Source organism: Yoonia sp. 208BN28-4 (assembly GCF_037543925.1).
Lineage (GTDB): Bacteria > Pseudomonadota > Alphaproteobacteria > Rhodobacterales > Rhodobacteraceae > Yoonia.
Map to the genome: position 1 here is coordinate 680,660 of NZ_JBBIFY010000001.1, position 25,389 is coordinate 706,048.

The window sequence follows — 25,389 nt, forward strand, 5'->3', positions numbered from 1 at the left end:
CAAGGCAACCCGATGGGCGCATATATCCTGAAGCGACTGCTGCTCGTGATCCCCACGCTTTTGGGGATCATGATCGTCAACTTTGCACTGATCCAGTTCGTGCCCGGTGGTCCGATTGAAACCATCATCGCCCGCATGGAAGGCGGCGGCGATGTGTTTGAAGGCATCTCTGGCGGACAGGCCGATGTGGAAATATCGGAAAGCGCATCTGACAGTGAATACGCTGGCGCGCGGGGTTTGCCCGCCGACTACATCGCAGAGCTTGAAGCGCAGTTCGGCTTCGACAAACCCCCGTTTGAGCGGTTCCTAAACATGATGTGGGACTACATGCGGTTCGATTTCGGCGAGAGTTATTTCAGGTCCATATCTGTCGTTGATCTGGTGCTGGAAAAGATGCCGGTGAGTATCACGCTGGGGCTGTGGGCCACGCTGCTGTCCTATCTGATTTCGATTCCGCTGGGCATCAAAAAGGCCGTGCGCGACGGGTCACGTTTTGACACGTGGACCAGCGGGGCGATTATCGTGGGCTACGCGATTCCCGGATTTTTGTTTGCGATCCTGCTGATTGTGCTGTTCGCGGGCGGGTCTTATTTCCGCATATTCCCGCTGCGCGGACTGACGTCGTCGAACTTTGAAGATCTGACGATGATCGGCAAAGTTTTGGATTATCTGTGGCACATCATTTTGCCCGTCACTGCATCGACGATTTCCGCCTTTGCCGTGTTAACCTTGCTGACCAAGAACAGCTTTCTCGACGAGATCAAGAAGCAGTATGTCATTACCGCCAAGGCAAAGGGGCTGGCCGAAAACCGCGTGCTTTATGGTCACGTGTTCCGCAACGCGATGCTGATCGTCATCTCGGGTTTTCCGGCGCTGTTCATCAGCGTTTTCTTTGGCGGGTCGCTGATTATCGAAACGCTGTTCTCGCTTGATGGGTTGGGGCGACTGGGGTTCGAGGCTGTGGTGGCGCGTGACTATCCGGTTGTCTTCGGCACGCTGTTTGCTTTCACCCTTTTGGGTTTGATCGTGGGAATTCTGACAGACATCACCTACGTCTTTATCGACCCGCGCATTGATTTTGAGGGGCGTGGCTGATGATGTTATCCCCCCTCAACCAACGCCGCTGGCGCAACTTCAAACGCAATCGCCGTGCTTGGTGGTCGCTGATCATCTTTGGCATCCTGTTCGGGCTTTCGCTGTTCGCAGAGTTCATCGCCAACGACAAACCGATCCTTGTCAGCTACCGCGGCGAGATACGCGCGCCAATCTTCAGCTTTTATTCCGAACGTGATTTCGGCGGCGATTTCCCGACCGAGGCAGCTTATGGCGATGTTGAAGTTGAATGCCTGATCGTCACCGGCGGCGTGGTGGAATGCTTTGACCAGCCCGAAGAGCTGATCGCGGCTGTGGACAGCGGCGAGACGCTGGAATTCGAAGGGTTCGAGCGTGGTTGGACCATCTGGCCGCCGATCCCCTACAAATTTGATACCATCGTCGATGTGCCCGGCGTGGCCCCATCCGCGCCGGACGGGAATAACTATCTGGGCACCGACGACACCAAACGCGACGTGCTGGCGCGGGTGATCTATGGCTTCCGCCTGTCGGTTTTCTTTGCGCTGATCGTGACGGCTGCCGCCAGTGCCATCGGTATTCTGGCGGGCGCTGTGCAGGGATATCTCGGCGGCTGGGTCGATCTGATTTTCCAACGGATCATCGAGATCTGGACCGGCACGCCGACGCTCTATGTGATAATCATCCTGACGGCTGTGCTGGGGCGAAGTTTCTGGCTTCTTGTGTTCCTGACCATTCTGTTCGGCTGGCCTGCCTTGGTGGGCGTGGTGCGGGCAGAATTCCTGCGGGCGCGCAATTTTGAATACGTGCGCGCGGCCAAGGCGCTGGGCGTCAGCGACCGCGTGATCATGTTCCGCCATATGTTGCCAAATGCGATGGTGGCGACGGTGACGATGCTGCCGTTCCTTGTGACAGGCGGCATCGCGACGCTGGCCTCGCTTGATTTCTTGGGCTTCGGCCTGCCGTCATCGGCCCCGTCGCTGGGCGAGTTGACGTTGCAGGCGAAACGCAACTTGCAAGCCCCGTGGCTGGGGTTCACTGCGTTCTTTGCCTTCGCCATCATGCTGTCGCTGCTGGTGTTTATCTTCGAAGGCGTCCGCGATGCCTTTGATCCGCGAAAGACCTTTCAATGAGCCTGCTGCAAGTCCGCGACCTGAACGTCAGCTTCCGGCAGGACGGTGAAACGACACATGCCGTGCGCGGCGTGTCGTTTGTTGTGGAAAAGGGCGAGACGGTGGCGCTGGTGGGCGAGAGCGGGTCCGGCAAATCCGTCACTGCCCTATCCACGGTGCAATTGCTTGGCGATAGCGCACAGGTGAGCGGGTCGATCACTTATGACGGCACCGAGATGGTTGGTGCTGCCGAGCAGGACCTGCGGCGTGTGCGCGGCAATGACATCAGTTTCATCTTCCAGGAACCGATGACATCGCTGAACCCGCTGCACACGCTGGAAAAGCAACTCGCCGAAAGCATCGAACTGCACCAAGGACTGCGCGGGCCTGCGGTGCGCGACAAGATCGTGGAACTGCTGACGCAAGTGGGCATCCGTGATCCCGAAACGCGGCTGGGGTCCTATCCGCACCAGCTTTCGGGCGGGCAACGACAGCGTGTGATGATCGCGATGGCACTGGCAAACGGGCCGGACCTGTTGATCGCGGACGAACCGACAACGGCGTTGGACGTGACCATTCAGGCGCAAATTCTGGAGTTGCTGGCCGAATTGAAAGCCAAGCAGGGCATGAGCCTGCTATTCATCACCCACGACTTGACCATCGTGCGCAAAATCGCGGACCGCGTCTGCGTGATGAAGGACGGCGAAATCGTGGAAACCGGCCCCACGGCTGAAATTTTCGGCAATCCGCAGCACCCCTATACACAGATGCTGCTGGCCGCAGAATCAAGCGGCGTGCCTGTCCCGGTGCCCGATGATGCAAAGGTCGTGGTCGAAACGGATGCGCTGAAAATCTGGTTTCCGATCCAGCGCGGGCTGTTGAAACGAACGGTTGGTCATATCAAGGCCGTTAACGCCGCCACACTGACCGTCAGGGCGGGGGAGACCGTTGGCATTGTGGGCGAGAGCGGGTCTGGCAAGACGACACTGGCGCTGGCGATCATGCGGCTGATCCGGTCCGAAGGACGTATCGCCTTTCACGGGATCGACATTCAGGATCTGACGCAAAAGCAGATGCGCCCGCTGCGCAACGCAATGCAGATCGTGTTTCAGGACCCCTATGGATCGCTCAGCCCGCGCATGACGGTGCAGCAGATCATTGCCGAAGGGCTGACGATCCATGCGATTGATCCCACCCGCGACAGGCGCGATATGGTCGCCGAAATCATGGCAGAGGTCGGCCTTGATCCCGCATTGATGGACCGCTATCCGCACGAGTTTTCCGGCGGTCAACGCCAGCGGATTGCGATCGCGCGCGCGATGATCCTGCGGCCGCAGTTGTTGGTTCTGGATGAACCGACGTCGGCGCTTGATATGACGGTGCAGGTCCAGATCGTCGAATTGCTGCGTGATTTGCAGCAGAAATATCAGCTGGCCTACCTGTTCATCAGCCACGACCTGAAGGTCGTGCGCGCGCTGTCACACAAGGTGATGGTGATGAAACAGGGTGATGTTGTTGAGGCAGGTGATGCGGCTGCGATCTTTGACGCGCCCCAGACGGACTACACCAAGGCGCTGATGGCGGCGGCCTTTGAAGGCCGCGCGCTCTAGGCGGGTCCAAAATTCTAGAATTTTGAACTTTCGTGAATTCTTAAAACTTCGGATCGACTAGCTGTCAGAGCCCAGCATGAAACATGTGGTCCCGCGTGCCTGAAGACGGCGACACGCCAGGTCGGCGCCCTCGCGGGTAAGCCCCATGAAATTCGCATCAAAACCACCAGAGCGTTGCACAACACGGCGCAGTGCACCGTCCAGCGATGTCATTTCATTCAGGGCAACCTTGAGCAACACGCGCTCGGCCTCGTATCGCGACCCGTAGCGCCCGACATTCACGCCCCAGTGCCGTCCACCCGAGGTGGAAATACGGGTGACGATCTCTGGCTCTGCTGGTGCCGGTTCGGCCAGTGCGCTTTGCACAGATGCGGTAATCAGTTCAGCAGGGCGCGACGGCGGCGCGACGGTTACGACGGCAGCCATGACGGTAGGATCGCTTGCTTCGGCTGTCGGGGCTGGGGCCACGGTTGCAGACGAATCGATGAGGGCCGCGCCAAGTGCCTCGGCCAGCGCATCATCGATGACGTCTGTATCAACTTGTAGGTTGGCCACAGCGGTTTGCGGACGGCCTTGCGGGCGCGGGCTTGTGCGGATGATGCCGCTGACACGGATCGTTTTACCGGCACCGCCATTTGTCGCTGCTGTTGTGGTCGTGCCTGCAACCAACTCGGCGGCGTTCTGGGATGCGCCAGTGTTGACCGCAGGTGGCTGCGGTTCGCGCACGGTCACGTTCGACGGCGCACGGTTAAAGCCCATGTCCATCAGCTCGATGATGCGGCGGGTGCGATCCGGTGTCGAACGGCCCCCGAAAATTGTGGCGATGATCCGTTCCTGCCCGCGCTGCGCAGAGGCCGTCAGGTTAAAGCCAGCAGCACGGGTATAGCCCGTCTTGATCCCGTCAGCGCCTTCGTACTGGTTGAGAAACCGGCGATTGGTGTGGCTGACCGTCGCGATGCCTGCGTCTGCTGTGCGGCGGGAAAACAGGTTATAGTACTGAGGAAAGTCATAGATCACGTGACGGCCAAGGATCGACATATCGCGGGCCGTGGACATGTGCCCGTTCTGAGTCAGACCATGGGCGTTGCGGAAGGTTGTATTGCGCATACCCATCGCGGCGGCGGTGCGGTTCATCCGTTCGGCAAAAGCGGATTCGGACCCGGAGATAGCGATACCGATGGCAGTGGCGGCGTCATTGGCGGATTTGACGGCAGCAGCACGTAAAAGATACCGCAGACGGATCGTCTGACCTGTGCGCAGGCCCAGTTTCGACGGAGGCTCTGCTGCGGCGGCGGCGGTGATGCGCACTTCGGTATCAAGGCCGATCTCGCCGCGTTGCACGGCCTGAAAGGCGATATATAGCGTCATCATTTTGGTCAGCGATGCCGGATGCAGGCGTGTATCGGCGTTGCGCGAATGCAAAACCTCGCCTGTGCGGGCGTCCATTACCATTGCTGCATAGGGTGCGGCACGGGTCTGTGACGCGGAAAACGCGGTCACACATGCCAACAATCCAATAAATAGCCCCCGAAGGGCCAGCTGTCCCATACGACTTGCCACGTCGTGTACCTCGATTTTCTGCCTCGTGGCCCCCACTTTGCGCGAGTGGCCTTATTGATTGCGGTCACGCTAACACGAAGCCGACGCGCCAGAAAATAGCCTAAATTCAAAGACTTTTGGTGTGGCTTTGAGGCCGCTGTGCCATATCTGGGGTGCGGCCGGATCATTCGCCCCTAGATAGGCGATTGTGTCGGAAATGAGGCAGCCTTGCCCCTGCCGCAATGTGCGGACAGTCGCGCATCCCCGCACTTTGATCGGCGGAATCGCGACATTGCGGGGTGGGGTTTTCTTAAACAGATCATGCCTTATATAGACAGCTACCAAACAGCGGCGGAAAAGATCAAAACTGATGATGGCACAAGTCACCATGATGGCAGGCGGCAAGGATGATGATGACAGTGATGTCGGCATCAAACTTGAGACGAAGCCAAAGACCAAAAAGCCGCCGCTTTATAAGGTCATGATTCTGAACGACGATTTCACACCGATGGAATTTGTCGTGCATGTGTTGGAACGCTTTTTTGGCATGTCACACGCGCAGGCGTTCGAATTGATGCTGACGGTTCACAAAAAGGGCCTTGCCGTCGTGGGTGTCTACAGCCACGAGATTGCCGAGACAAAAGTGGCGCAAGTGATGGATTTTGCGCAGCGCCACCAGCATCCGCTCCAATGCACGATGGAGAAAGAGTAGCCTTCGCTGCTCGCTCCTGATGGCTACCCAATCCCGCCTGACGACCGCGCTGCAAGATGGCGTTCTTGCACCTTTGACAGGTCCGCTGACACTTGTGCGGCCCGGTGCGACCTATGATGTCAGCGCATTGCCGCGAGATAAGATCAAAGTTTGCCATAGCTTCCGGCCCGATGTGACCGCGTGGGAAAACGCGGGCTATGACGTGAGCACGCAAATGGACGATACAGATACCGCCATCGTCGTTGTGCCGCGCGCGAAGGCACTGGCACGGGCGCTGATTGCACAGGCTTGCACTGTCGCAAAGCGGGTGATCGTTGATGGTCAAAAGACAGACGGTGTCGATAGCCTATTCAAGGATTGCCGCAAACGGCTGGGCGATGTGCCGTCGGTCACAAAGGACCACGGGCGCATCTTCTGGTTTGACGCGACAGACGCCTTTGCCGATTGGGCGGTGCCGGATATCAGTAAAGGCGACCACGGGTTTTATACCACAGCGGGCGTGTTTTCTGACGGCGCGATTGATAAAGGCTCTGCTTTGCTGGTGGACGCGCTTCCTGACAAGTTGCCCGCGCGCATGGCCGACTTTGGCGCAGGCTGGGGATATCTGAGCCATGCTGCACTGACCCGCGAAAGCGTGAAATCCATTGATCTGATCGAAGCGGAAAACCTGTCGCTGGACTGTGCGCGTCTGAATATCACCGACCCGCGTGCTGCGTTTGTCTGGGCGGATGCCACCACGCACATACCGGATCGGGGCTATGACGGGATTATCATGAACCCGCCCTTTCACACCGGACGCAGCGCCGATCCGGGATTGGGGCGTGCCTTTATTGCAGCGGCAGCCCGCGCATTGGCACCGCATGGCAAACTTTGGATGGTCGCCAACCGCCACCTTCCCTATGAGACCGCCTTGCAAGATGCGTTCCGCAATGTTGATGTTGTGACGATGACCAATGCGTTCAAGGTGTTTCACGCCACACGGCCGATCCGCTAAACCTGTCCGCTGGCCGGACACTGACCCAGAGGGGTAATTCCAATGTCATTCTCAATCTCGGGCAAGACAGCCATTGTCACAGGGGCCGCCAACGGGGTCGGTTTGGCCATCGGGCGGCAATTTGTGCGGGCGGGGGCCAATGTGGTTTTTGCCGATATGGACGAAGACCGGCTGGACGCCGAACTTGGTGATGCCGCCAAGGAAGAAGAAAACGTCCGCATCTTTGCCGGTGATTTGCGCGAAAAACTGACGATTGCAAATCTGCTGTCGGCCACCGTCGATGCGTTCGAGCGGGTCGATATTCTGGTGAATGCATCGCGGCAGGTAAAGATCACCGATCCGCTGAATCCTGATGACACAAGTGTTGAGGATCTGTTGAACCAGAACCTTTTGACCGCGCTGCGCATGACGCAAGCGGTGTCGCGCAAGATGATCAAACAGGCCAAGGATGCGGAGCCGGATGAACCTGCGGGGTCTATCGTGAACCTAAGTTCTATCGCGGCGCGGCGCACGCATCCCGATCTGCTGGCCTATTCGGTGAGTTCGGCCGCACTTGACCAGATGACGCGGTCCATGGCCGTGAGCCTTGCATCCCAGCGTATCCGCGTAAATGCTGTGGCGTTCGGATCAGTGATGAGTGCCAGCCTGAAGGGGTCGCTCAAGGATGATGATGAGGCCCGCGAGGAAATTGTCGACAAGACACCGCTGCACCGCATCGCCAGCCCCGGAGAGGTGTCAGACGCCGTGCAATATCTGGCGTCCGACGCATCTGGTTTCGTGACAGGTCAGATCATCACGGTTGACGGTGGCCGGACCCTGATTGATCCGGCAGCCGTTTCAGCACACTGACCTATTCAGGATTTGCAGCAACGCACTGGGCGCGCGCGTTTTGCGCGTTCACGCGATTCTGGGCCTGACGCTGTTCCAATGATTCCAGCTTGGCGCGCTCGGCATTCAGATCAATCGCAACAGGCTCGCGGCGGGTAATTGTATCGGTTTCCGAGCAGTCAAATTCCGTCACGATGCCACGCGAATTGACGCTTTCGCAGGTGCGGTTGCGCACGCGAACCTCTTGCCGTTCTTCAATGGCATACCCGCGCGAAAGATTGCCGCGCGTTTCGGTAATCAGACGATCCAGCACGCGCAGTTCGCTGTTCACGCGGTTCAGGCACGCTTCGCGCGGGGTGGCGCAAGCGGTGAGGATAAGAGGCAGAAGGATGAGTGCAGATCGCATGCAAGAGGCTCCGGTCGGGTCATGAAGGGATGTAGATTTGGGATAAGGTAGCAGCCTTGGCTTGCACTTTACACACAACACAGGTTGTTATGCGATAACACGCTGATAGGGACACAGATGGGCCAGGAATTCGAAGCCGAAAAAGCAAAAGCCGCCGCATGGTTTCGGACCCTCCGCGACGAAATTGTCACCGCGTTTGAAGGGTTGGAAAATGACCTGTCAGACGGGCCAACCGCCGATATGGCCCCTGGCCGGTTTGAGGTCACGGAAACATCACGCACCTCTGACGACGGATCGGATGCCGGTGGCGGGCTGATGTCGGTGATGCGCGGCGGGCGTGTGTTTGAAAAGGTCGGCGTGAATATCTCGACTGTGTATGGCGAATTGGGGGCCGCGGCGCAAAAGGCGATGGCTGCACGTGGTGTGCCGGGAATGGAGAGCGACCCGCGCTTCTGGGCGTCGGGCATTTCGCTGGTGGCGCATATGCGAAATCCGCACGCGCCTGCCGTCCACATGAACACCCGCATGTTCTGGACGCCGCATGCGTGGTGGTTTGGCGGCGGATCGGACCTGAACCCCTGCATCGAATATGACGAGGATACCGCGCATTTTCATGCGACACAGAAAGCGCACCTCGACCCGCATGGTGCGGATTTGTATCCCAAGCTGAAAGAATGGGCGGACGAGTATTTCTATATTCCGCACCGCAATCGCGCACGCGGCGTGGGTGGTATCTTTATGGATGACCGCTGCACGGGCGACTGGGATGCCGATTTTGCACTGACACAGGACATTGGCCGCGCGTTCCTGCCCGCCTATCTGCCGCTGGTGGAAAAGCGGCTGCCAACGTCGTGGGATGATGCTGACAAGGACACGCAATTGATCCATCGCGGGCTCTATGCGGAATACAACCTTGTGTATGACCGTGGCACAAAGTTTGGCCTGACCACGGGACACGATGCAAACGCCGTGCTGATGTCATTGCCGCCACTGGCCAAGTGGGTCTAACCAAATGGAGCGGCTAAAGCCGCACGCGATATTGCGCTTAAGAGGGGGGCGTTGCCCCCATCGCCCAAGGGCGATTCCCCCAAAGTAGTTTTGTCCAAAAGAAGCTAGTCAGGAATGACTTTGCCGGGGTTCAGAATATTGTTCGGGTCTAGTGCATTTTTGATGGTGCGCATCACGTCAAGCGCCACAGGATCTTTGCGGCGGCGCATTGTATCAAGCTTTGACTTGCCCACACCATGTTCGGCGCTGAAGGACCCGCCGACCTCTTGCACCACATCCTCTACCGCTTCGACCATGGCGGCCATCACGTCGGGGTTGTTGCGGCGCGGATAGGACGTGTGATGGATATTGCCATCGCCCAGATGCGACACGATAATCTCGGTGACATCGGGATCAATGGCTTTGAGCCGTTCGGTAATGCCGCGCAAGGCGGGGCCGACCTGCGACAAAGGGACAGCGATGTCGGTATTCACAGCGATGCCGGGGTCGAACAGAATCTCGCCGGCTGCTTCGCGTCGGGCCCACATCTCGGTGCGCTGGGCATCGTTTTGCGCCACGACAGCATCAAGCACGCGACCACTTTCAAACATCGTAGCGAGCGTGGTTTCCAGCAGCAGTTTCACCGGCACTTCGCCGTTGGCGTCAGGCTTTGCATCCTTGTCTGCGGTGGCGCCGACCTCGATCATGACGGTATGGTCATAGTCGGTATCAAAGGGCGGTTTGGCATCGCTTTTGCGTTCAAGGTGGCGGTCGATATAGGACCGCGGCATGTATTCAAATGCCTCTACCGCGCCGCCGCTGGCATCCTGAATGGTGTTGAGCAGGTCCAATCCGTCTTCGATCCGGGGGACTGCCACCACTGCCGTGGCGTAGGCGCGGGGTTTCGGGAAAAGTTTGAGGACCGCAGCCGTTATCACACCTAGCGTGCCTTCCGCGCCGATCACCAGATTGCGCAGGTTGAGGCCGGAATTGTCTTTGTGCAGCTCGCTCATCAAATTCATCACGCGGCCATCGGCCAGCACCACTTCGACGCCCAGACACAGGTCGCGGGTATTGCCGTAGCGCAGCACGTTGGACCCGCCCGCATTTGTTGACAGCGCGCCGCCGATCATGGCCGTGCCGCGCGCGCCGAACGTGAGCGGAAAGATCAGGTCGTGGGCGTCAGCAGCATCATGGATGGACGACAGGATCGCGCCGGAGCCCACCGTGATCGACCGGCCTGCGGGATCAATCTTCTGGATCTTGTTCAACCGGTCCACCGACAGCATCAAGGCACCATCGTTTGATGTGGCACCTGTCAGACCTGTGTTGCCCGATACAGGCACCACGGGCATCTTTGCCGCGTTGGCAATCTTGAGAACGGCTGCAACCTCTGCCGTGGTTCCCGGACGCACGACAGCCTGCGGCGCGAGCGTGTAATCACCGGTCCAGTCTTGTTGCCACTTGGCCGTATCCTGTCCGGTCAGGACGTAGGCCGGTCCGATAGCTGCCGCCAGATCATCAAGAATTGTCATCGCGTCCTCCGCTTTGGCACGGATGCTACTGGTCAAAACGGCGGAGTGAAAGAGCGGTGGAAACGCTTCTGTGGACGGAAATCCTCAACAGTTCGGGTTGATGCCGCGTGGGATAGGATATGGGGAGAGTGGTGGCGTGGGGGAGATTTGAACTCCCGACCTAACGATTATGAGTCGTTCGCTCTAACCAACTGAGCTACCGCGCCAACGCCGCACCGATTACGCAATGGGGCGGTAGGTGTCAAACCGATTCTGATGTGATTGGGGGATTTCCTTGGCGCAACCCTCTGGCTAGTGTCGCGCAACAATGACAGGGGCGCGGCATGTCGGCAAAACAGTGGGAATTCTGGATCGATCGGGGCGGCACGTTTACGGATGTTGTGGCGCAAAAGCCGGATGGCGAGATCGTCACGCATAAGCTTCTGTCGGAAAATCCCGAACGCTATGCTGATGCCGCTGTGCAGGGCATCAAGGACCTGATGCAGACCAATACGCCGCAGCCCGGCAGCATCCGCGCGGTCAAAATGGGCACAACCGTTGCCACCAATGCTCTGCTTGAGCGTAAGGGCGAGGATGTCTTGCTTTTAATCACACAAGGCTTTCGCGACCTTTTGAAAATCGGGTATCAGAACCGCCCGCGCCTGTTTGATCTGGAAATTATCCGGCCCCAGCTTTTGTATCAGGACGTGGCAGAGGTGCCAGAACGGTTGGATGCAGCTGGAGAGGTTGTGACGCCGATTGATCTGGAGGCCACGCGCGAGGCGCTAAGGGCGGGATTTGATCGTGGCGTGCGAGCTGTGGCGATTGCGTTTCTGCACGGCTATCTGAACCCCGCGCATGAGGATGCAGCCGCACAGATTGCCAGCGACATCGGTTACACGCAGATCAGCACCAGCCACGGCACCTCGCGCTTGGCCAAGCTGGTGTCGCGTGGCGATACGACCGTGGTGGATGCCTACCTGTCGCCCATTCTGCGGCGCTATGTCAATCAGGTCGCCAATGCGCTGGACGTGGGGCGGGTGTGTGAACGGCTGTTGTTCATGCAATCGTCCGGTGGTTTGACAGATGCAACGCTGTTTCAGGGCAAGGACGCGATCCTGTCCGGTCCGGCGGGCGGCATTGTTGGCATGGTCAAGACGGCGCAGGCCGCAGGACACAGCCGGTTGATCGGCTTTGACATGGGTGGCACGTCAACGGACGTGAGCCACTATGCGGGTCAGTTTGAACGCAGTTTTGAAACCGAGGTTGCGGGCGTGCGGATGCGCGCGCCGATGATGGATATCCATACGGTCGCGGCGGGTGGCGGATCGATCTGCACCTTCCGCGACGGGCGTTTTCAGGTCGGGCCGGAAAGTGCAGGCGCTGATCCGGGACCAGCCTGTTACCGCCGTGGCGGGCCGCTGACGGTCACGGATTGCAACGTCATGCTGGGCAAGCTGAGCCCGGATTACTTTCCTGCTGTCTTTGGCCCTGACGGGGATCAGCCGCTGGACGCCGAGGTTGTCGCGGCCAAATTTGCAAAGCTGATCGCCGAGGTCACGGACTTGACCGGCGAAAGTCCCGGAACACCGGCGCAGGTTGCGGCAGGGTTCTTGCGGATCGCGGTTGATAATATGGCCAACGCGATCAAGAAAATATCGGTCCAGCGCGGACATGATGTGACCGGATATACATTACAATGTTTTGGTGGTGCGGGTGGGCAGCACGCCTGTCTGGTGGCTGACGCATTGGGCATGTCGCATGTGTTTGTGCACCCGCACGCGGGTGTATTGTCGGCCTTTGGTATGGGCTTGGCCGATATTCGCGCCTTGCGCGAAGTGCAGTTCGATGGTCCCCTCAGCGCGGTGGATGACGCGCAGGACGCGGTGTCACGGATCGCAGACGAAGCCTGCCAAGAGGTCGCGGCACAGGGCGTATCGGATATTCAAACGCAGGCCCGCGCGCATTTGCGGTATGACGGATCGCACCAACCGCTGGAGGTTCCGTTTGACACGCCGGATGCCATGCAAGCCGCGTTTGAGGCAGCGCACCAGCAACGCTTTGGCTTTATCAGCCCTGAACGGGCGATCCTGTTTGATATGCTCGCGGTGGAGGCAATCGGCGGTATGCCCGATCCGGCGGTGCCCGCGCCCGCTGCCACAGACACTGCCAAGCCCATCGGGCACACGCCCGTCATGTATGACGGTCCTACTGAAGTGCCGCTTTATGACCGCGAGATGCTGGGACCTGACCAGCAGATCAAAGACCCCGCGATCGTGCTTGAGGCGACGGGCACCACAATCGTCGAACCAGGCTGGTCGCTGTCAGTGGACGCGCAAGCAAACCTGCATTTGCGTCGCGACGGCGCGGTGAAGCATCCGGCCGCCGCAGGCACAAAGGCTGATCCTGTTGTGCTTGAGGTGATGTCGAACCTCTTTATGTCGGTGGCCGATCAGATGGGGGCCACACTGGCCAACACGTCGTGGTCGGTGAACATCAAGGAACGGCTGGATTTCTCCTGCGCGATCTTTGATGCGGCGGGTGATCTGGTTGCGAACGCGCCGCACGTGCCTGTGCATCTTGGGTCAATGTCGGACAGCATCAAGACAGTGATGCGCGCGTGGCCTGACGTGGCCGAGGGCGATGCGTTTATGCTCAATTCGCCTTACAACGGCGGCACACACCTGCCCGACGTCACTGTGGTGACGCCGGTATTTGTAGATGGCAAAGCGGCGTTCTGGCTTGGCTCGCGCGGGCATCACGCGGACATTGGCGGCCGCACGCCCGGCTCTGGCCCGCCTGACAGCACGCACATTGATCAGGAAGGTGTGCTGATCGACAACGTGCAGCTTGTCCGCGGCGGGCGTCTGCTTGAAGAAGAAACGCGGGCGCTGTTGGCATCCGGCAAATACCCTTGCCGCAATATCGCGCAGAACATGGCTGATCTAAAGGCGCAGGTGGCGGCCAATGAAACCGGACGGCAGGCGCTTGTGGGCGTGTGTGACACCTATGGCGTTGATGTCGTGACCGCCTACATGGGTCACGTGCAGGACAACGCCGAAGAAAGCGTGCGCCGCGTCATCGACACGCTGGAAGGCGGCACCTTCAGCTATCCGATGGACGAGGGGCAGGTGATCAATGTCGCGGTGTCCGTCGATCAAAAGGCTCGCACTGCGACGGTGGATTTCACCGGCACCAGCGGGCAACACAGCGGGAACTACAACGCGCCGTTTGCGGTGTGTCGCGCTGTGGTGCTTTACGTGTTCCGCACGCTTGTAGGCTCTGACATTCCGCTGAACGAAGGGTGCCTCAAGCCGATCAAGATCATCGCACCCGAAGGCACGATGCTGAACCCTGCCTATCCAGCGGCGGTGATTGCGGGCAATACAGAGGTGTCCCAAGCCGCGTGTAACGCGCTTTACGGGGCGCTGGGCGTGATGGCCTGTTCGCAGGCCACCATGAATAACTTCATCTGGGGCAACGCCGATTTCCAGAACTACGAAACCATTGCGGGCGGCACGGGAGCGGGGCCTGGCTTTGCGGGATGTGATGCGGTGCAGACCCATATGACCAATACGCTGATGACCGATCCCGAGATTTTGGAGAAACGCTTTCCTGTGCGGCTGGAACGGTTTGGCATCAGGGACGGCTCAGGCGGTGACGGGGAGTATCGCGGTGGCCATGGTGCATGGCGCGACATGCGGTTTCTTGAGTCTGTGACGGTGACCACGCTCTGCTCTCACCGCGTGGTCCCGCCCTTTGGCGCTGCCGGCGGGACGGCAGGTGCGGTTGGCGAGAACAGCGTGACGTTGCCCGATGGCGAAACGCGCGTGCTGCGCGGCAATGATGAGATTGATCTGCCAGCAGGTGCCGTCTTTACGATGAAAACACCCGGCGGTGGCGGGTGGGGGCAGGCCTGAGTTACAGGCCAGCCCGCTACTTTCACGTCAGTCGTAACGCAGCGCAGTCGCCTTGCCACGGAAGATCGCGTAGGCCAGCACGGTGTAGCCAAGGATCGTCGGCAGCACGAAGCAGGTGCCGATCAGGATAATGAACAGGCTTTCCGGTGCGCTTGCCGCCTCGTAGATCGTCATCTGTTCCGGCACGACGTAAGGGTAAAAGCTGTAGGCCATACCACCGAATGCCGCCATCCACAGCAGGCTTGCCGCCGCAAACGGGAGCCAGTTCCAGCGGTCACCTGAAAATGGCATGCGTTGCAGCATCCACCACAGCCAGACGACCAAACCTGCCGACAACACGGGCAGCGGTGCGAGCAAAAGCGCCTCTGGCCAGCTGAACCATTTGTCAAAAATACGCGCGCTGACAAATGGCGTCGCCGCTGAAATGGCACCGATGCCCAATACCAGACCCCAGATGCCGTTCTTGGCCCAGTCCACGGCTTTGCGTTGCAGCATCTCTTCGGATTTGTGGATGACCCAGGTGGCCCCGATAAAGCTGTATCCCACGGTCAGGAACACCGCCGTCAAAAGTGCGAAACCGAAATGCGCCCAAGTCCATGTCAGACCCATCACATACATGCCCAGCATGAAGCCTTGGCTGAGGGAGGTCATCAGCGAGCCTATGAAGAACAAGTTGTTCCAGAGCCGTTTTTGCGCGACACGAGCTTTCGCGCGGAATTCGAACGCCACACCGCGCAGGATCAGGCCGATCAGCATCACCGCAACGGGCAAGTAGAGCGCGGTCAGAATCTCGCCGTGGGCGGCCGGAAAGGCCACCAACAGGATGCCAACCGCCAGCACCAGCCACGTTTCGTTTGCGTCCCATAACGGGCCGATCGAGGCGATCATCATGTCCTTTTCTTCCTCGTCCGAGAACGGGAACAACAATCCAACGCCCAGATCAAATCCGTCCAGCACCACGTAAATCAGGATGGACAGACCCATGAGCGCGGCAAAGACAAATGGCAGCCAAACAGCGGGATCACCGAAATAATACATCTGTTATTCTCCCGGCACGGCGCTCAGCTGCGCCTCTTCTGATTGCGCGGTGCGCGGTCCGACGGGTTCCCCACGGGATGTTTTGCGCGCCAGATAGAAGATCACGCTGATGTAGGCGATCAACAGGGCGGCATAAACCGCGAGGTAGACCAGCAGCGTTGACAGCACCATGCCAGCAGGCACGTCGGCCACGGCCTCTTTGGTGGTCATCACACCGTTCACCAACCACGGCTGGCGGCCGATCTCGGTTGTGTACCAACCGGCAAGGGTCGCGATCCAACCGCTAAAGCTCATCCCGACCAGACCGAAAAGCATGAATTTCGGCAGACCTTCGACGCCACGGCGGCCAAAGCCGTCACGCTTTTTGCGCAGCATCATCACGGTCGCGGCCCAGCTGACCAACAGCATCAACACGCCCGTGCCAACCATCACGCGGAACGACCAGAACACGGGTGCGACGCGGGGGTGCAGCGGTGTGCCGTCCTCGGCCACAAATTCGTTCAGACCCTTCAGCTCTCCGTTCCAGTCGTGGGTCAGGATAAAGCTGGCCAAACCCGGCACACCGATTTCAAAGTGGTTTTCACGCGCCTCGTCGTCGGGGATCGCGAAAAGCAACAGCGGCACGTTGGTGTCGGTTTCCCAAAGACCTTCCATCGCAGCCACTTTCGCGGGCTGATATTCTTTGGTGTTCAATCCGTGCAGGTCACCGACAAAAATCTGGACTGGTATCAGCAGGGCCGCACCAAACACAGCGGTCCGCAGCGCCACGCGCACGCCTTCGGTCTTACCACCGATCAGCCAACGGAAAGCCGAGACGCCCGCAATCAGGAAGCTGACGGTCAGGAAGCTGGCCAGCATCATATGGCCAAAGCGATACGGCATTGATGGGTTGAAGATGATCGCCCACCAGTCTGTCGCATGGGCCACGCCATCAATCATTTCAAAGCCCTGCGGCGTGTGCATCCACGAATTCAGCACGATGATCCAGAACGCCGACATGGTTGTGCCGAACGCCACAAGGAAGGTGGCCAGCGTATGCAGCCAGACAGGCACGCGGGACGCACCAAACAGCATGATGCCAAGGAAGACCGCCTCAAGGAAGAACGCGGTCATCACCTCGTAGGCGAGCAACGGCCCCGCGATATTACCCACTTTCTCCATGAAACCGGGCCAGTTGGTGCCGAATTGGAACGACATGGTAATGCCGGACACAACACCCAGCGCAAACGACAGCGCAAAGATCTTCACCCAGAAGCCATAAGCCTCCATCCAGCGGTTTTCACCACTGCGATGATAGCGCAGTTTGAAATACAGCAGCACCCAACCAAGCGCGATGGTGATGGTCGGGAACAGAATGTGGAACGAGATGTTGGCCGCAAACTGGATGCGGGACAAAAGCAGGGTTTCCATTTCAGCCTTTCAACGCAAATCTACTTCATTACCGTTGCCTTTAAGATAAGATGAAACCTGCAAATTACAGCAGGGTGCGACAGAACGCGCAGAGGTTTAAGACTTTGAAATTTATGGAAAAAATGAAAAACTTGATTCAGGAAAACCGGAAGCGAGTTTCCTGACGATAAGGCGTGTCCGGATCGCACATAATTGAGGGAAACGCGCGATTGGTTGGCGCGTCCGGCCACATCTGGGCTTCGATGGCGAGCCCTTCAAACGGGGCGCGATCAGGGCGTTTGGCGGCGCGGCCGTCATAGACCTGTACACCCGGTTCGGTGGTGTCCAATTGCAGCGTGACACCGCTTGCCCCGGTCAACGTCAGTGCATGGCGGAGCGGTTGGCGCGTGTCAGACAGGCAAAAATTGTTATCCAGCCAGTCCTGCTTGGCGGTGATGACGCGTGGTGTGCGGAAATCCATATCTGTGCCTGACACCTCGACAATTTCGCCGGTGGGGTAGTCATCGCTGGTGGCTGGCAGGAACCGGTCCGCCAACACCTGAAGCCTGTGTCCATTCCATTGCGCGCTGCCATCAAGGTTCCAGTAGCTGTGGTTGGCAAAGCTGAGCGGAGTCTTGGCATCGGTGGTGGCGTCAATCTCAACGCGCAAATCGGCAGGTGCGGTCACAGTGTATGTCACGCTAACTTCGCGGTGGCCGGGCAGGCCGCAGGCACCATCTGGCAGGGTGCAGGTCAGGCGGACGTGGCTGTCCGACCGCTCTGCCACATCCCAGACGCGCAGGTGCGTGGCCTCAGCGCCGGAATGAAGATGGATGCGCCCGTCCTGATTGCGCTCAAGCTCGTACATGATGCCGTCGACCTTGACCCGCGCGGTGCTGATCCGGTTCACAATCGGCCCGATCAGTGACCCGTGATAGCGCATCGCACCTTCGTAATCGGCAATCCGGTCGGACCCCAGCGTCAAGGACCTGTCGATGCCCGCCAGTCGCACGTCTTGCACCACGGCTCCCCACGTCAGGATGGCGACGGTCAGATCACCGGCTTGAAGCGTGATCTTCTCAACGTCCTGTCCCTGCGCGGTTGTGCCGAAATGCATCAGAGCTTTTCCCAATGCACGCCAGCGGCGGGGATCGTCACGTCACCCCATTTGCGCGGTTTTGGCGCGTAGTTAAACACAAAGCGGTGTGTGCCGGTGTCGCGGATGCGCAGGCCCTTGGGCAGATCGTATGTCGGGATGTCCAGCGCATCGCACAGGTTGCCAATGATGCTGTCAAACGTGTCATCGTCGGGCCAGCCCGCCAGATAGCGGATCGTATCGCCGCCCATAATCGCGGGTTGGCCTGCCTTGGTCGCCAAATGCACGTCAGCGTTACCTTCAAGGTGTTCGAACCAGTGCAGGAAGCGCCCGCCGCCTTGCAGTTTGATCGCGTCGGAGGGTGGCAGGCTTTCGGCCATCACGGTGGTCACGTCCGTGTCGGGCAGGTCCGGTCCCATCGGCGTGGGAATGGCCAGTTCTTCGTTTTTGCCGTCGCTACGCGGACCGATCAACGCGATGCCGTCGAACTTGGCGAGGGCTGCACGGAAAGGGTCGGACAGCTTCATGATGCCCGGCGCAAGGACGAACTTATAGGCGCTGAGGTCTGCGCAATCTGGCGGCAGGATATCCAGGGACAGCCCCGCACGGCGCAAAGCGCGATAGGCGGCGAAGGCGAGGCGGAACATGTCGAAGTCAGCGCCTTGGGGCTGCGTGTCCCACGCCCACGCGCTTTCGTAGTCAAAGACCAGCGCCACTGGTGCGGCACCAGCATCCACTTCGGGCAGGTCGGCCAGCTCTTGCGCCACCTGTGCGGCCTCGGCCAAGGCGGGGGCAGCCTCGCTATCGGGGCGCAACAGGCCTGCGTGCATCTGTTCCTGCGCGAATGGGGCCTGCCGCCAGCGGAAATAGCAGACGGTTTCGGCCCCGTGGGCAAACGCCTCCCACGCCCAAAGCCGCGCCATGCCGGGCAGCGGGGCGGGGTTGTAGGGCGCCCAGTTCACGGGGCCAGGTTGTTGTTCCATGACCCACATGCGATTGCGGCCAATCGCGCGGTAGAGGTCGTGGTGGAACGCTTGGTTATCGGGGTGACCTTGGCGCAGATAGAACTGCTTTTCTTTTGGCGTGCCTTCGATCCGGTCGGACAGGAAACCGATGGGATAGCTGTCCCATGACGCGATATCGAGGTCGGCGCCAACGGCCCAGTGATCAAACGTGGTGATCCGGCCCATGTAGTTGTGGATGAGCGGGGCGTCGGTGTGCTTGCGGATTTCGTCGGCTTGGACGCGGTTGAATGCGACGACTTGGTCGGAGCTATACCGTCGGAAGGCAAGCACATGTGCAGGGTTGGGTTCGGTCACGGTCAGGTTCGGCAGGTCGATCTGGTCAAAGCTGTCGTAGTCCATCGACCAGAACACGTTGCCCCACGCACGGTTCAGCGCGTCGGTCGATTGATAGCGTTGCGCGAGCCAGTCCTGAAAGCCACTGCGTGCCGCGTCGGAATAGGACAGAGTGGTGTCGTGGCAATCATATTCGTTGTCGATCTGCCACGCAGCGACATGCGGGTTCTTGCCATAGCGTTCGGCCATGAGCCTTGCGATGCGCTGCGCCTCTTTCCGATATCCTATGTGACTGAAATCGTAGTGCCTGCGCGAGCCGAATTTGCGGGTGTGACCGTCAGCGGCGACAGGCAGCATGTCAGGGTGCTTGTCGATCATCCAGCGTGGAGGCGTCGCTGTGGGCGTGCCCAGCACGACCTTCAACCCCGCATCGCCCAGCACTTCAATCGCGCGGTCCAGCCAGCCCCAGTCGAACTGGTCTGGCGCAGGTTCCATGCGCTGCCAGCCAAACTCACCGATCCGCACCCATGTGAGGCCAGTTTCCACCATGCGGGCCGCGTCGGTGGCCCACTGATCCATCGGCCAGTGTTCGGGATAATAACAGACGCCGAGCGTGCGTTTCATGTTGCGTCCTTTTGAGTTGTTTTGGCCAAATGAAGCTGGGCCGCCGTCCTAAAGGATCACGCGGTGTTCGGCTTGGCCGATGGTACTGGTCTGCACGGCAAAGGTTTTCCCATCTTCCGGTCCGGTCAGCCCGTCGGCGGCGCTGGTGCAGTGCAGTGTGGTGAGGTCAGGACTGCCGAACGCGGGGCAAGTGGTTTGCTGCGCGGGTAGGTCGTGGGCGGTCAGGAACGTGCCGTCAGGGGCGTAACCCGCCACACGGGCATTGCCCCATTGCGCATTCCACAAGGTGCCGTCCGCGTCGACGACAGCGCCGTCGGGGCGGAAGTCTGTGCCGCGCAGGTCGATGTGCAACGCGGGTTTGCCCACGGGCCAGCCGTCGTCATCAAGCGCCACACGCATAATCTTTTGCGTCGGCGTGTCGGTATAGTAGGCGGTTGCACCATCGGGCGCGAAGCAGATCGCATTGCTGATCGTGATCTTGGGAAACAGGCAGCGCAGCTCGCCACGGTAGTAGCGATAGATCGCGCCTGCCTTGTCCTCGGCCTTGATCCCCATTGTCCCGATCCAGAAACCACCCTGCGGGTCGGCACGGCCATCGTTGGAGCGGGTCACGGTGTTATCCGATTCCAATCCGTGCACATAGGTCATGTCCTCGGTTTCAATATCGAACGTGAAAAGCTGGGTTTGCGACGCAATCAGAAGGGTCGTTTGATCGACCCAACCGGCCGCCGAGACGTATTCGTCAAACTGCCAGTGCTGGCCTTTTGTATGTAACCGCTTGCCCAGAATATCGAACCAGAAAAGCTGTTGCCGCACGGGATGCCACAAAGGCCCTTCGCCAAGGGTACATTGGGTGTCATCAAAGATCATGCGCGGTCTGCCAGAGCAGCCTCGTATGCGGCGACCATCGCTTTGGCGCGGACCGATACCTCGTTAACGCTCAAACCGGGCTTGTAAAGCGCAGACCCGATGCCAAAGCCGTCCGCACTGGCCGCCATCCATTCGCCGAAGTTGTCGGCACCCGCACCACCCACGGCATAAACCAGCGTGCCTTTGGGCAGCACCGCACGGATGGCCTTGATCCCGCCGGGGCCAAGCAGGGACGCGGGAAAGATTTTCAGACCGTCAGCGCCAGACTTCAGCGCCATAAAGCATTCGGTAGGTGTCATCACGCCGGGCCAGCTGGCCATGCCAGCGGCTTTGGTCGCCACGATCACGCGCTGGTCGCAGTTGGGGGACACGATCAGCTCTCCGTCGGCGTCGCGCACGCGGCCCACATCGTCAGTGGACAGCACCGTGCCTGCGCCGATGATCGCATCCGCGCCAACGGCAGATTTCATTGCCTTGATGCTATCAAACGGGGTGGGAGAGTTCAGCGGCACTTCGATTTGCGTGATGCCAGCGGCCACCAACGCCTCGGCCATTTTTGGAGCTTCGACGGTGGACACACCGCGCAGGATGGCAATCAGGGGTCGATGGGACATGGATTATCCTTTCAGGCGGCGATAGGCGGCGGTCAGGCCAGCCAGTGTCGTGGCATCGCCCTGCACCTGCGTGGCGGGCACACCTTGGGCGGCCAATGCATTGATGTAGATGCTGCTGATCTTGCTGGCACCGATGACGGCGACCTGCTGACCCAACCAGTAAGGTTTGGTGCCCGCAAGCTCGCAACCGATGAGCAGACCTGACAGTCTGGCGCGGGCCGTGGCAAGTGTCTGATCGTGCAGCAAGTGGGCCGCACGCAGCGCAAACAGATCGGAGGTCAGCCGTTCGGGGCGCGACATGGCATCAGACAACGCATCGTCAAAGGCGGTCTGGTCCCAACCGTCGTCACCGATCGAATGGCGCAGCACGGTTTCGTTGCTAATGGTGGCGAACAGCTCTCCGGTCATGAAGGTCTTGAAGCTGACAACCTCGTCGGCGCTGATATGGACCCACTTGGTGTGGGTGCCGGGCAGACACAGGATACCGTCCCAATTCGGGTTGCGCGCCAGAAAGCCCGCGATCTGGGTTTCTTCGCCGCGCATCACATCGGGCGGGGTCAGCTGGCGCAAGCCGGGAATGACATGCACTTGCAAATTCGCGTCTGCGGTCACCGCCTTGGCAAACCCTTCGGCCACTGGCGGGCAGGGGACGGTCGCATAAGGCGCCTCGACCCAGCCTTGGCGCGCGCCGACCATGCCGCATGCGACCACAGTTGTTGGGCCATCCATCCACTGCCCTGCGATATTGCGCAACGCGGGTTCAAAACCGTCGCGCGTCAGGCTGGCCATGCCTGCGTTCGATGCCGCCTGCGCCAGCACTGTGCCGCTTTCGGTCATGGCCCAGACACGCAGATTGCTGGTGCCCCAATCGGCTGCGATCCAGTCAGGTTTGATATCTGCGCTCATCCGAAGTTCACCACGCCTGCGTCTACTGCGATTGTCTGGCCTGTTATCATAGCTGACGCATCGGATGCCAGAAAGAGAACCGGACCAATCAGGTCTTGAGGTTGGATATGGGTCTTGAGGGATTGTTTGTCCAAGAATGCCGACAGGCTTTCTTCTGTTGCCCACTTTTCACGTTGCTTTTCGGTCAGGACCCAACCGGGTGCAATCGCATTGACCCGTATACTGCGTGGCCCCAGTTCGCGCGCCATGGCGCGGGTCAGGCCCATGATGCCGGCGTTAGCGGACACGTAGGGCGCCATGCCGTCGATGCCCATAGCATATGTGATGGACGAGAAGTTAATGATTGCGCCGCCAGCCTCCATCCCCGCGGCGGCCTTCTGGCTGGCAAAGAAGTAATGTTTGAAATTCACGGCCTGCTGGCTATCCCAGATCTCGGGCGTAATTTCATCAATAAAATAGCGCATGTCGTTGGCGGCGTTGTTGACCAGCACGGTGATCGGTCCGTGGGCCGCAGCGGCCTTTTCCATGGCGATTGTGAGTGCTGCGATATCGGTCACATCGCAGGGCAGAAACATGGCATCTGGATTTTGTGCGGCGTCGGCCAGATCGGCGAAGGCCACCTTGGCCCCCTGTTCCAGAAAGCCCGCAACCAGCGCCGCGCCGATACCGCTGCCGCCGCCGGTGATAAAGACGGAGGCACCTTTCAAAGATGGAAACACCGCCGTCACAGGCGATGGCCCTCAAGAACCCACATGCGTTCCGGGAACGACCAGGGGAGCGTTACGCCGTGGCGCATCAGATAAGCACCGGAGACATCCATCCCTTGCGTTTTCAATGCGGGCTTGCCACGCGACAGACCCGGCGCCGTTTCGCGGTTGATCAGCGAGATCCGGTAAGTTGCGGCAGGATCAAGCGCTGTCAGCCGCAATGGGCGCGGCGCGATCTGGTCTGACGTGGCCGCCTTGCCCGCAAACACGACAAAGCGGTCCTTGTCGCGGGCAAGCTGCTGTTCGGCAATGACGGCCGGATCGGCGCTGTCCAGCCGCAGGATATCCGCTGTCATCATCCAGTGGCGATTGTGTTTCCACCAGCTTGTCACCTCGGTCAGGACAGCGGTTTCGTAGGCGTCAAGCTCTCGCGGATCCATCTCGAACCCCATATGGCGCTGGGCGGCAACCCAGGCGCGGAAGCTGATATCAAGGATACGGCCAGAGGTGTGACAGCGGCGCGGGCCAACGTGGCTACCGGTGACGGCAAGTGGCAGAAACAGCGCCGCGTCGTGCTGGATGCGCAACCGCTCAAGCGCGTCGTTGCTGTCGGACAGCCAGACCCGTTGGGTGCGTTCCAGGATGCCAAAATCAATGCGACCACCGCCCGATGCGCAGGTTTCGATCTCCACATGTGGGAAATCGGCGCGCAGGCGGTCGATCAGTGCGTAGGACCCGCGTGTCTGTGCCGCATCTGGCATGGGCAGCACGCGGTTGTGGTCCCATTTGATGTATTCGATCGCATTGTCGCGCAGGATTTTGGACATGCGGTCATAAAGGAAATCGCGCACTTCCGGCAGCGCCATGTTCAGCGCTTTCTGCTGACGCCCCAGTGTCTGATCTTCGCCGCCCAAGGCCCAATCGGGATGGGCGCGGTGGATGTCACTGTCGGGGTTGATCATCTCGGGTTCGAACCAAAGACCGAATGTCATGCCAACTTTGTGGACATGGTCGATCAGCGGCTTAAGCCCGTCTGGATACTTGCGCGGGTCCACTTCCCAGTCAGACAGGCTGCGGGTGTCGTCATCGCGCTGTCCGAACCAGCCGTCATCCAGCACAAACCGCTCAGCCCCCAAAGCGGCAGCGCGGTCGGCGATGTCTTTCAGCACCGGCAGCTTATGATCGAAGTAGACGGCCTCCCAGCAGTTGTAATGCACAGGGCGCGGCGTGGCGGGTTGCGGCCATGTCACGATCCGGTCGCGCAGGTGCCGCTGGAAGGCGACGGCGCAACCGTTCAGACCCGTGTCGGAATAGCATATGTAAAGCGGGGCGGTTCTGAATTGCGTGGCCGCTTGGGTTTCCATCCGCGCGGCGTGGCCGAACTGCACCTGACGCCTGCCGTCCTGAAGCTCTTCCGCGACCATGCGGTGACCGCCCGACCAGCCATAGTGAAATGCGTAAGCCTCACCACGGGTGTTCGTGGCACCGGTGCAGGGTATAATCAGACCCGGAAAATGTTCGTGGCCCGTGCGGCCCGTGCGGTTTTCGCGGTAGCGGATACCAGCGGACCACGCGGTGCGGCCCAGTTGGAATTCACCGCACCAACGGCCCGATACGTCGATCATTTCCTCGCTCTGCTGCGGGGCAGGCAGAACGGGAGCGGCCAGCCAATGCAGGTGCACAGGTCGCGTGGCGTCCAGCGTTGTGCGCGCCGTGACCATGTGTGTTTCTGTGTCGGCGGTGAAGGTGAATGTCAGCGTCAGCCCGTTTTCGGCGTCTACATAGGTCAGGTCCAGTTTGCCGTTCTGCTCGGCTTTTTCAAAACAGAACTTGGGCAAGAGCGGCGTGCCGTCGGTGTCGCGCACGATCAGGCCGGGCTGGCCGGGGAAGGATCGTACGGCCTCGGGGCAGAGCGACAGGTCCGGGTTTTCGTCCAGCATCCCGCCGGTCACATCAATGGCGTTGGCCGCATGTAGCGTGTGCAGGTCTTCGTCATCGGGAAGCGTCGCACCCCAATAGACAACCTGCGGCAGGCGTTCGCCCGCTGTCGTCAGGACAAGCGTTTGCTTACCGTCATCCAGTCGCCACGTATGCTGCACTGCTGTGGACGAGGTTTGGGTTTCGCCAAGTGGGAGGCCAGCCGCCGGAGCGGAA

20 protein-coding genes and 1 tRNA gene are annotated in these 25,389 nt (G+C 59.8%); 8 read left to right on the top strand and 13 right to left on the bottom strand.

Features of this window, described 5'->3' with window-relative positions; all coding sequences use genetic code 11:
- The first annotated feature begins 12 nt into the window (after positions 1–12).
- From V8J84_RS03465 to V8J84_RS03475, 3 genes are read left to right on the top strand one after another with little or no spacing between them, the layout of a single operon-like run.
- Entirely contained in the window at positions 13–1,095 is a 1,083-nt protein-coding gene (locus tag V8J84_RS03465) for a microcin C ABC transporter permease YejB (RefSeq protein ID WP_339928208.1), read from the top strand.
- Positions 1,095–2,204: an ABC transporter permease gene (locus V8J84_RS03470; RefSeq protein ID WP_339928209.1), complete on the top strand. Its 1,110-nt coding sequence runs from the start codon at positions 1,095–1,097 to the stop codon at positions 2,202–2,204. The genes V8J84_RS03465 and V8J84_RS03470 overlap by 1 nt, the downstream gene beginning before the upstream one ends.
- Positions 2,201–3,793: an ABC transporter ATP-binding protein gene (locus V8J84_RS03475; protein ID WP_339928210.1), complete on the top strand. Its 1,593-nt coding sequence runs from the start codon at positions 2,201–2,203 to the stop codon at positions 3,791–3,793. Before V8J84_RS03470 ends, V8J84_RS03475 begins: the two co-directional genes overlap by 4 nt.
- Before the next feature lie 57 nt (positions 3,794–3,850).
- Here V8J84_RS03475 and V8J84_RS03480 read toward each other — a convergent pair whose 3' ends face one another.
- The gene (locus V8J84_RS03480) at positions 3,851–5,341 is read right to left on the bottom strand and encodes a serine hydrolase (protein ID WP_445285950.1); all 1,491 of its coding nucleotides are present in this window, start codon (positions 5,339–5,341) and stop codon (positions 3,851–3,853) included.
- A 361-nt stretch (positions 5,342–5,702) separates the two neighbouring features.
- On the opposite strand from V8J84_RS03480, the gene clpS reads away from it, so the two are divergent.
- Genes clpS through V8J84_RS03495 form a run of 3 tightly spaced genes read left to right on the top strand, consistent with a single transcriptional unit; the run spans position 5,703 to position 7,887 of the window.
- The gene (gene clpS, locus V8J84_RS03485; RefSeq protein WP_445285951.1) at positions 5,703–6,044 is read left to right on the top strand and encodes an ATP-dependent Clp protease adapter ClpS; all 342 of its coding nucleotides are present in this window, start codon (positions 5,703–5,705) and stop codon (positions 6,042–6,044) included.
- A 19-nt stretch (positions 6,045–6,063) separates the two neighbouring features.
- Complete coding sequence (locus V8J84_RS03490) at positions 6,064–7,038, top strand: class I SAM-dependent methyltransferase (protein ID WP_339928212.1); 975 nt, start codon at positions 6,064–6,066, stop codon at positions 7,036–7,038.
- A gap of 42 nt (positions 7,039–7,080) precedes the next feature.
- Positions 7,081–7,887, top strand: a complete 807-nt coding sequence (locus tag V8J84_RS03495; RefSeq protein WP_339928213.1) for an SDR family NAD(P)-dependent oxidoreductase — start codon at positions 7,081–7,083, stop codon at positions 7,885–7,887.
- 1 nt (position 7,888) lies between these two features.
- Here V8J84_RS03495 and V8J84_RS03500 read toward each other — a convergent pair whose 3' ends face one another.
- Entirely contained in the window at positions 7,889–8,272 is a 384-nt protein-coding gene (locus tag V8J84_RS03500) for a hypothetical protein (RefSeq protein ID WP_339928214.1), read from the bottom strand.
- A 117-nt stretch (positions 8,273–8,389) separates the two neighbouring features.
- On the opposite strand from V8J84_RS03500, the gene hemF reads away from it, so the two are divergent.
- The gene (hemF, locus tag V8J84_RS03505) at positions 8,390–9,280 is read left to right on the top strand and encodes an oxygen-dependent coproporphyrinogen oxidase (protein ID WP_339928215.1); all 891 of its coding nucleotides are present in this window, start codon (positions 8,390–8,392) and stop codon (positions 9,278–9,280) included.
- 104 nt (positions 9,281–9,384) lie between these two features.
- Here the strand turns inward: hemF and V8J84_RS03510 are convergent, their stop codons facing one another.
- Positions 9,385–10,794: an FAD-binding oxidoreductase gene (locus V8J84_RS03510; protein ID WP_339928216.1), complete on the bottom strand. Its 1,410-nt coding sequence runs from the start codon at positions 10,792–10,794 to the stop codon at positions 9,385–9,387.
- Positions 10,795–10,923: 129 nt separating this feature from the next.
- A tRNA-Met gene (locus tag V8J84_RS03515) sits at positions 10,924–11,000 on the bottom strand.
- Positions 11,001–11,117: 117 nt separating this feature from the next.
- Here V8J84_RS03515 and V8J84_RS03520 point away from each other — a divergent pair.
- Positions 11,118–14,693 (top strand): hydantoinase B/oxoprolinase family protein, encoded by a 3,576-nt coding sequence (locus V8J84_RS03520; protein ID WP_339928217.1) that lies wholly within the window; start codon positions 11,118–11,120, stop codon positions 14,691–14,693.
- Positions 14,694–14,720: 27 nt separating this feature from the next.
- Here V8J84_RS03520 and V8J84_RS03525 read toward each other — a convergent pair whose 3' ends face one another.
- The 9 genes from V8J84_RS03525 to V8J84_RS03565 all read right to left on the bottom strand — a co-directional run bounded on the left by V8J84_RS03525 (position 14,721) and on the right by V8J84_RS03565 (position 25,334).
- Entirely contained in the window at positions 14,721–15,731 is a 1,011-nt protein-coding gene (locus V8J84_RS03525) for a cytochrome d ubiquinol oxidase subunit II (RefSeq protein WP_339928218.1), read from the bottom strand.
- Between the two features lie 3 nt (positions 15,732–15,734).
- Positions 15,735–17,141: a cytochrome ubiquinol oxidase subunit I gene (locus V8J84_RS03530; RefSeq protein ID WP_339928219.1), complete on the bottom strand. Its 1,407-nt coding sequence runs from the start codon at positions 17,139–17,141 to the stop codon at positions 15,735–15,737.
- Between the two features lie 136 nt (positions 17,142–17,277).
- Positions 17,278–18,237 (bottom strand): aldose epimerase family protein, encoded by a 960-nt coding sequence (locus tag V8J84_RS03535; protein ID WP_339928220.1) that lies wholly within the window; start codon positions 18,235–18,237, stop codon positions 17,278–17,280.
- Positions 18,237–20,138, bottom strand: coding sequence for a beta-galactosidase (locus tag V8J84_RS03540; protein ID WP_339928221.1), 1,902 nt, complete (start codon positions 20,136–20,138; stop codon positions 18,237–18,239). The genes V8J84_RS03535 and V8J84_RS03540 overlap by 1 nt, the downstream gene beginning before the upstream one ends.
- Before the next feature lie 48 nt (positions 20,139–20,186).
- Positions 20,187–21,008 carry an SMP-30/gluconolactonase/LRE family protein gene (locus V8J84_RS03545; protein WP_339928222.1) on the bottom strand — a complete coding sequence of 274 codons (822 nt, stop codon included), beginning with the start codon at positions 21,006–21,008 and terminating at the stop codon, positions 20,187–20,189.
- Positions 21,005–21,622 (bottom strand): 2-dehydro-3-deoxy-6-phosphogalactonate aldolase, encoded by a 618-nt coding sequence (locus V8J84_RS03550; protein WP_339928223.1) that lies wholly within the window; start codon positions 21,620–21,622, stop codon positions 21,005–21,007. Before V8J84_RS03550 ends, V8J84_RS03545 begins: the two co-directional genes overlap by 4 nt.
- Before the next feature lie 3 nt (positions 21,623–21,625).
- Positions 21,626–22,528, bottom strand: coding sequence for a 2-dehydro-3-deoxygalactonokinase (locus V8J84_RS03555; RefSeq protein ID WP_339928224.1), 903 nt, complete (start codon positions 22,526–22,528; stop codon positions 21,626–21,628).
- Entirely contained in the window at positions 22,525–23,256 is a 732-nt protein-coding gene (locus V8J84_RS03560) for an SDR family NAD(P)-dependent oxidoreductase (protein ID WP_339928225.1), read from the bottom strand. Before V8J84_RS03560 ends, V8J84_RS03555 begins: the two co-directional genes overlap by 4 nt.
- Positions 23,253–25,334, bottom strand: coding sequence for an alpha-galactosidase (locus tag V8J84_RS03565; RefSeq protein ID WP_339929073.1), 2,082 nt, complete (start codon positions 25,332–25,334; stop codon positions 23,253–23,255). Before V8J84_RS03565 ends, V8J84_RS03560 begins: the two co-directional genes overlap by 4 nt.
- Between the last annotated feature and the right edge of the window lie 55 nt (positions 25,335–25,389).

What these genes read in the sequence shown, in the direction of transcription:
- V8J84_RS03465 (WP_339928208.1), top strand. Translation starts at nt 13, where the DNA reads ATGGGCGCATATATCCTGAAGCGACTGCTGCTCGTGATCCCCACGCTT.
- V8J84_RS03470 (WP_339928209.1), top strand. Translation starts at nt 1,095, where the DNA reads ATGATGTTATCCCCCCTCAACCAACGCCGCTGGCGCAACTTCAAACGC.
- V8J84_RS03475 (WP_339928210.1), top strand. Translation starts at nt 2,201, where the DNA reads ATGAGCCTGCTGCAAGTCCGCGACCTGAACGTCAGCTTCCGGCAGGAC.
- V8J84_RS03480 (WP_445285950.1), bottom strand. Translation starts at nt 5,341, where the DNA reads ATGGGACAGCTGGCCCTTCGGGGGCTATTTATTGGATTGTTGGCATGT.
- clpS (WP_445285951.1), top strand. Translation starts at nt 5,703, where the DNA reads ATGATGGCACAAGTCACCATGATGGCAGGCGGCAAGGATGATGATGAC.
- V8J84_RS03490 (WP_339928212.1), top strand. Translation starts at nt 6,064, where the DNA reads ATGGCTACCCAATCCCGCCTGACGACCGCGCTGCAAGATGGCGTTCTT.
- V8J84_RS03495 (WP_339928213.1), top strand. Translation starts at nt 7,081, where the DNA reads ATGTCATTCTCAATCTCGGGCAAGACAGCCATTGTCACAGGGGCCGCC.
- V8J84_RS03500 (WP_339928214.1), bottom strand. Translation starts at nt 8,272, where the DNA reads ATGCGATCTGCACTCATCCTTCTGCCTCTTATCCTCACCGCTTGCGCC.
- hemF (WP_339928215.1), top strand. Translation starts at nt 8,390, where the DNA reads ATGGGCCAGGAATTCGAAGCCGAAAAAGCAAAAGCCGCCGCATGGTTT.
- V8J84_RS03510 (WP_339928216.1), bottom strand. Translation starts at nt 10,794, where the DNA reads ATGACAATTCTTGATGATCTGGCGGCAGCTATCGGACCGGCCTACGTC.
- V8J84_RS03520 (WP_339928217.1), top strand. Translation starts at nt 11,118, where the DNA reads ATGTCGGCAAAACAGTGGGAATTCTGGATCGATCGGGGCGGCACGTTT.
- V8J84_RS03525 (WP_339928218.1), bottom strand. Translation starts at nt 15,731, where the DNA reads ATGTATTATTTCGGTGATCCCGCTGTTTGGCTGCCATTTGTCTTTGCC.
- V8J84_RS03530 (WP_339928219.1), bottom strand. Translation starts at nt 17,141, where the DNA reads ATGGAAACCCTGCTTTTGTCCCGCATCCAGTTTGCGGCCAACATCTCG.
- V8J84_RS03535 (WP_339928220.1), bottom strand. Translation starts at nt 18,237, where the DNA reads ATGCATTTCGGCACAACCGCGCAGGGACAGGACGTTGAGAAGATCACG.
- V8J84_RS03540 (WP_339928221.1), bottom strand. Translation starts at nt 20,138, where the DNA reads ATGAAACGCACGCTCGGCGTCTGTTATTATCCCGAACACTGGCCGATG.
- V8J84_RS03545 (WP_339928222.1), bottom strand. Translation starts at nt 21,008, where the DNA reads ATGATCTTTGATGACACCCAATGTACCCTTGGCGAAGGGCCTTTGTGG.
- V8J84_RS03550 (WP_339928223.1), bottom strand. Translation starts at nt 21,622, where the DNA reads ATGTCCCATCGACCCCTGATTGCCATCCTGCGCGGTGTGTCCACCGTC.
- V8J84_RS03555 (WP_339928224.1), bottom strand. Translation starts at nt 22,528, where the DNA reads ATGAGCGCAGATATCAAACCTGACTGGATCGCAGCCGATTGGGGCACC.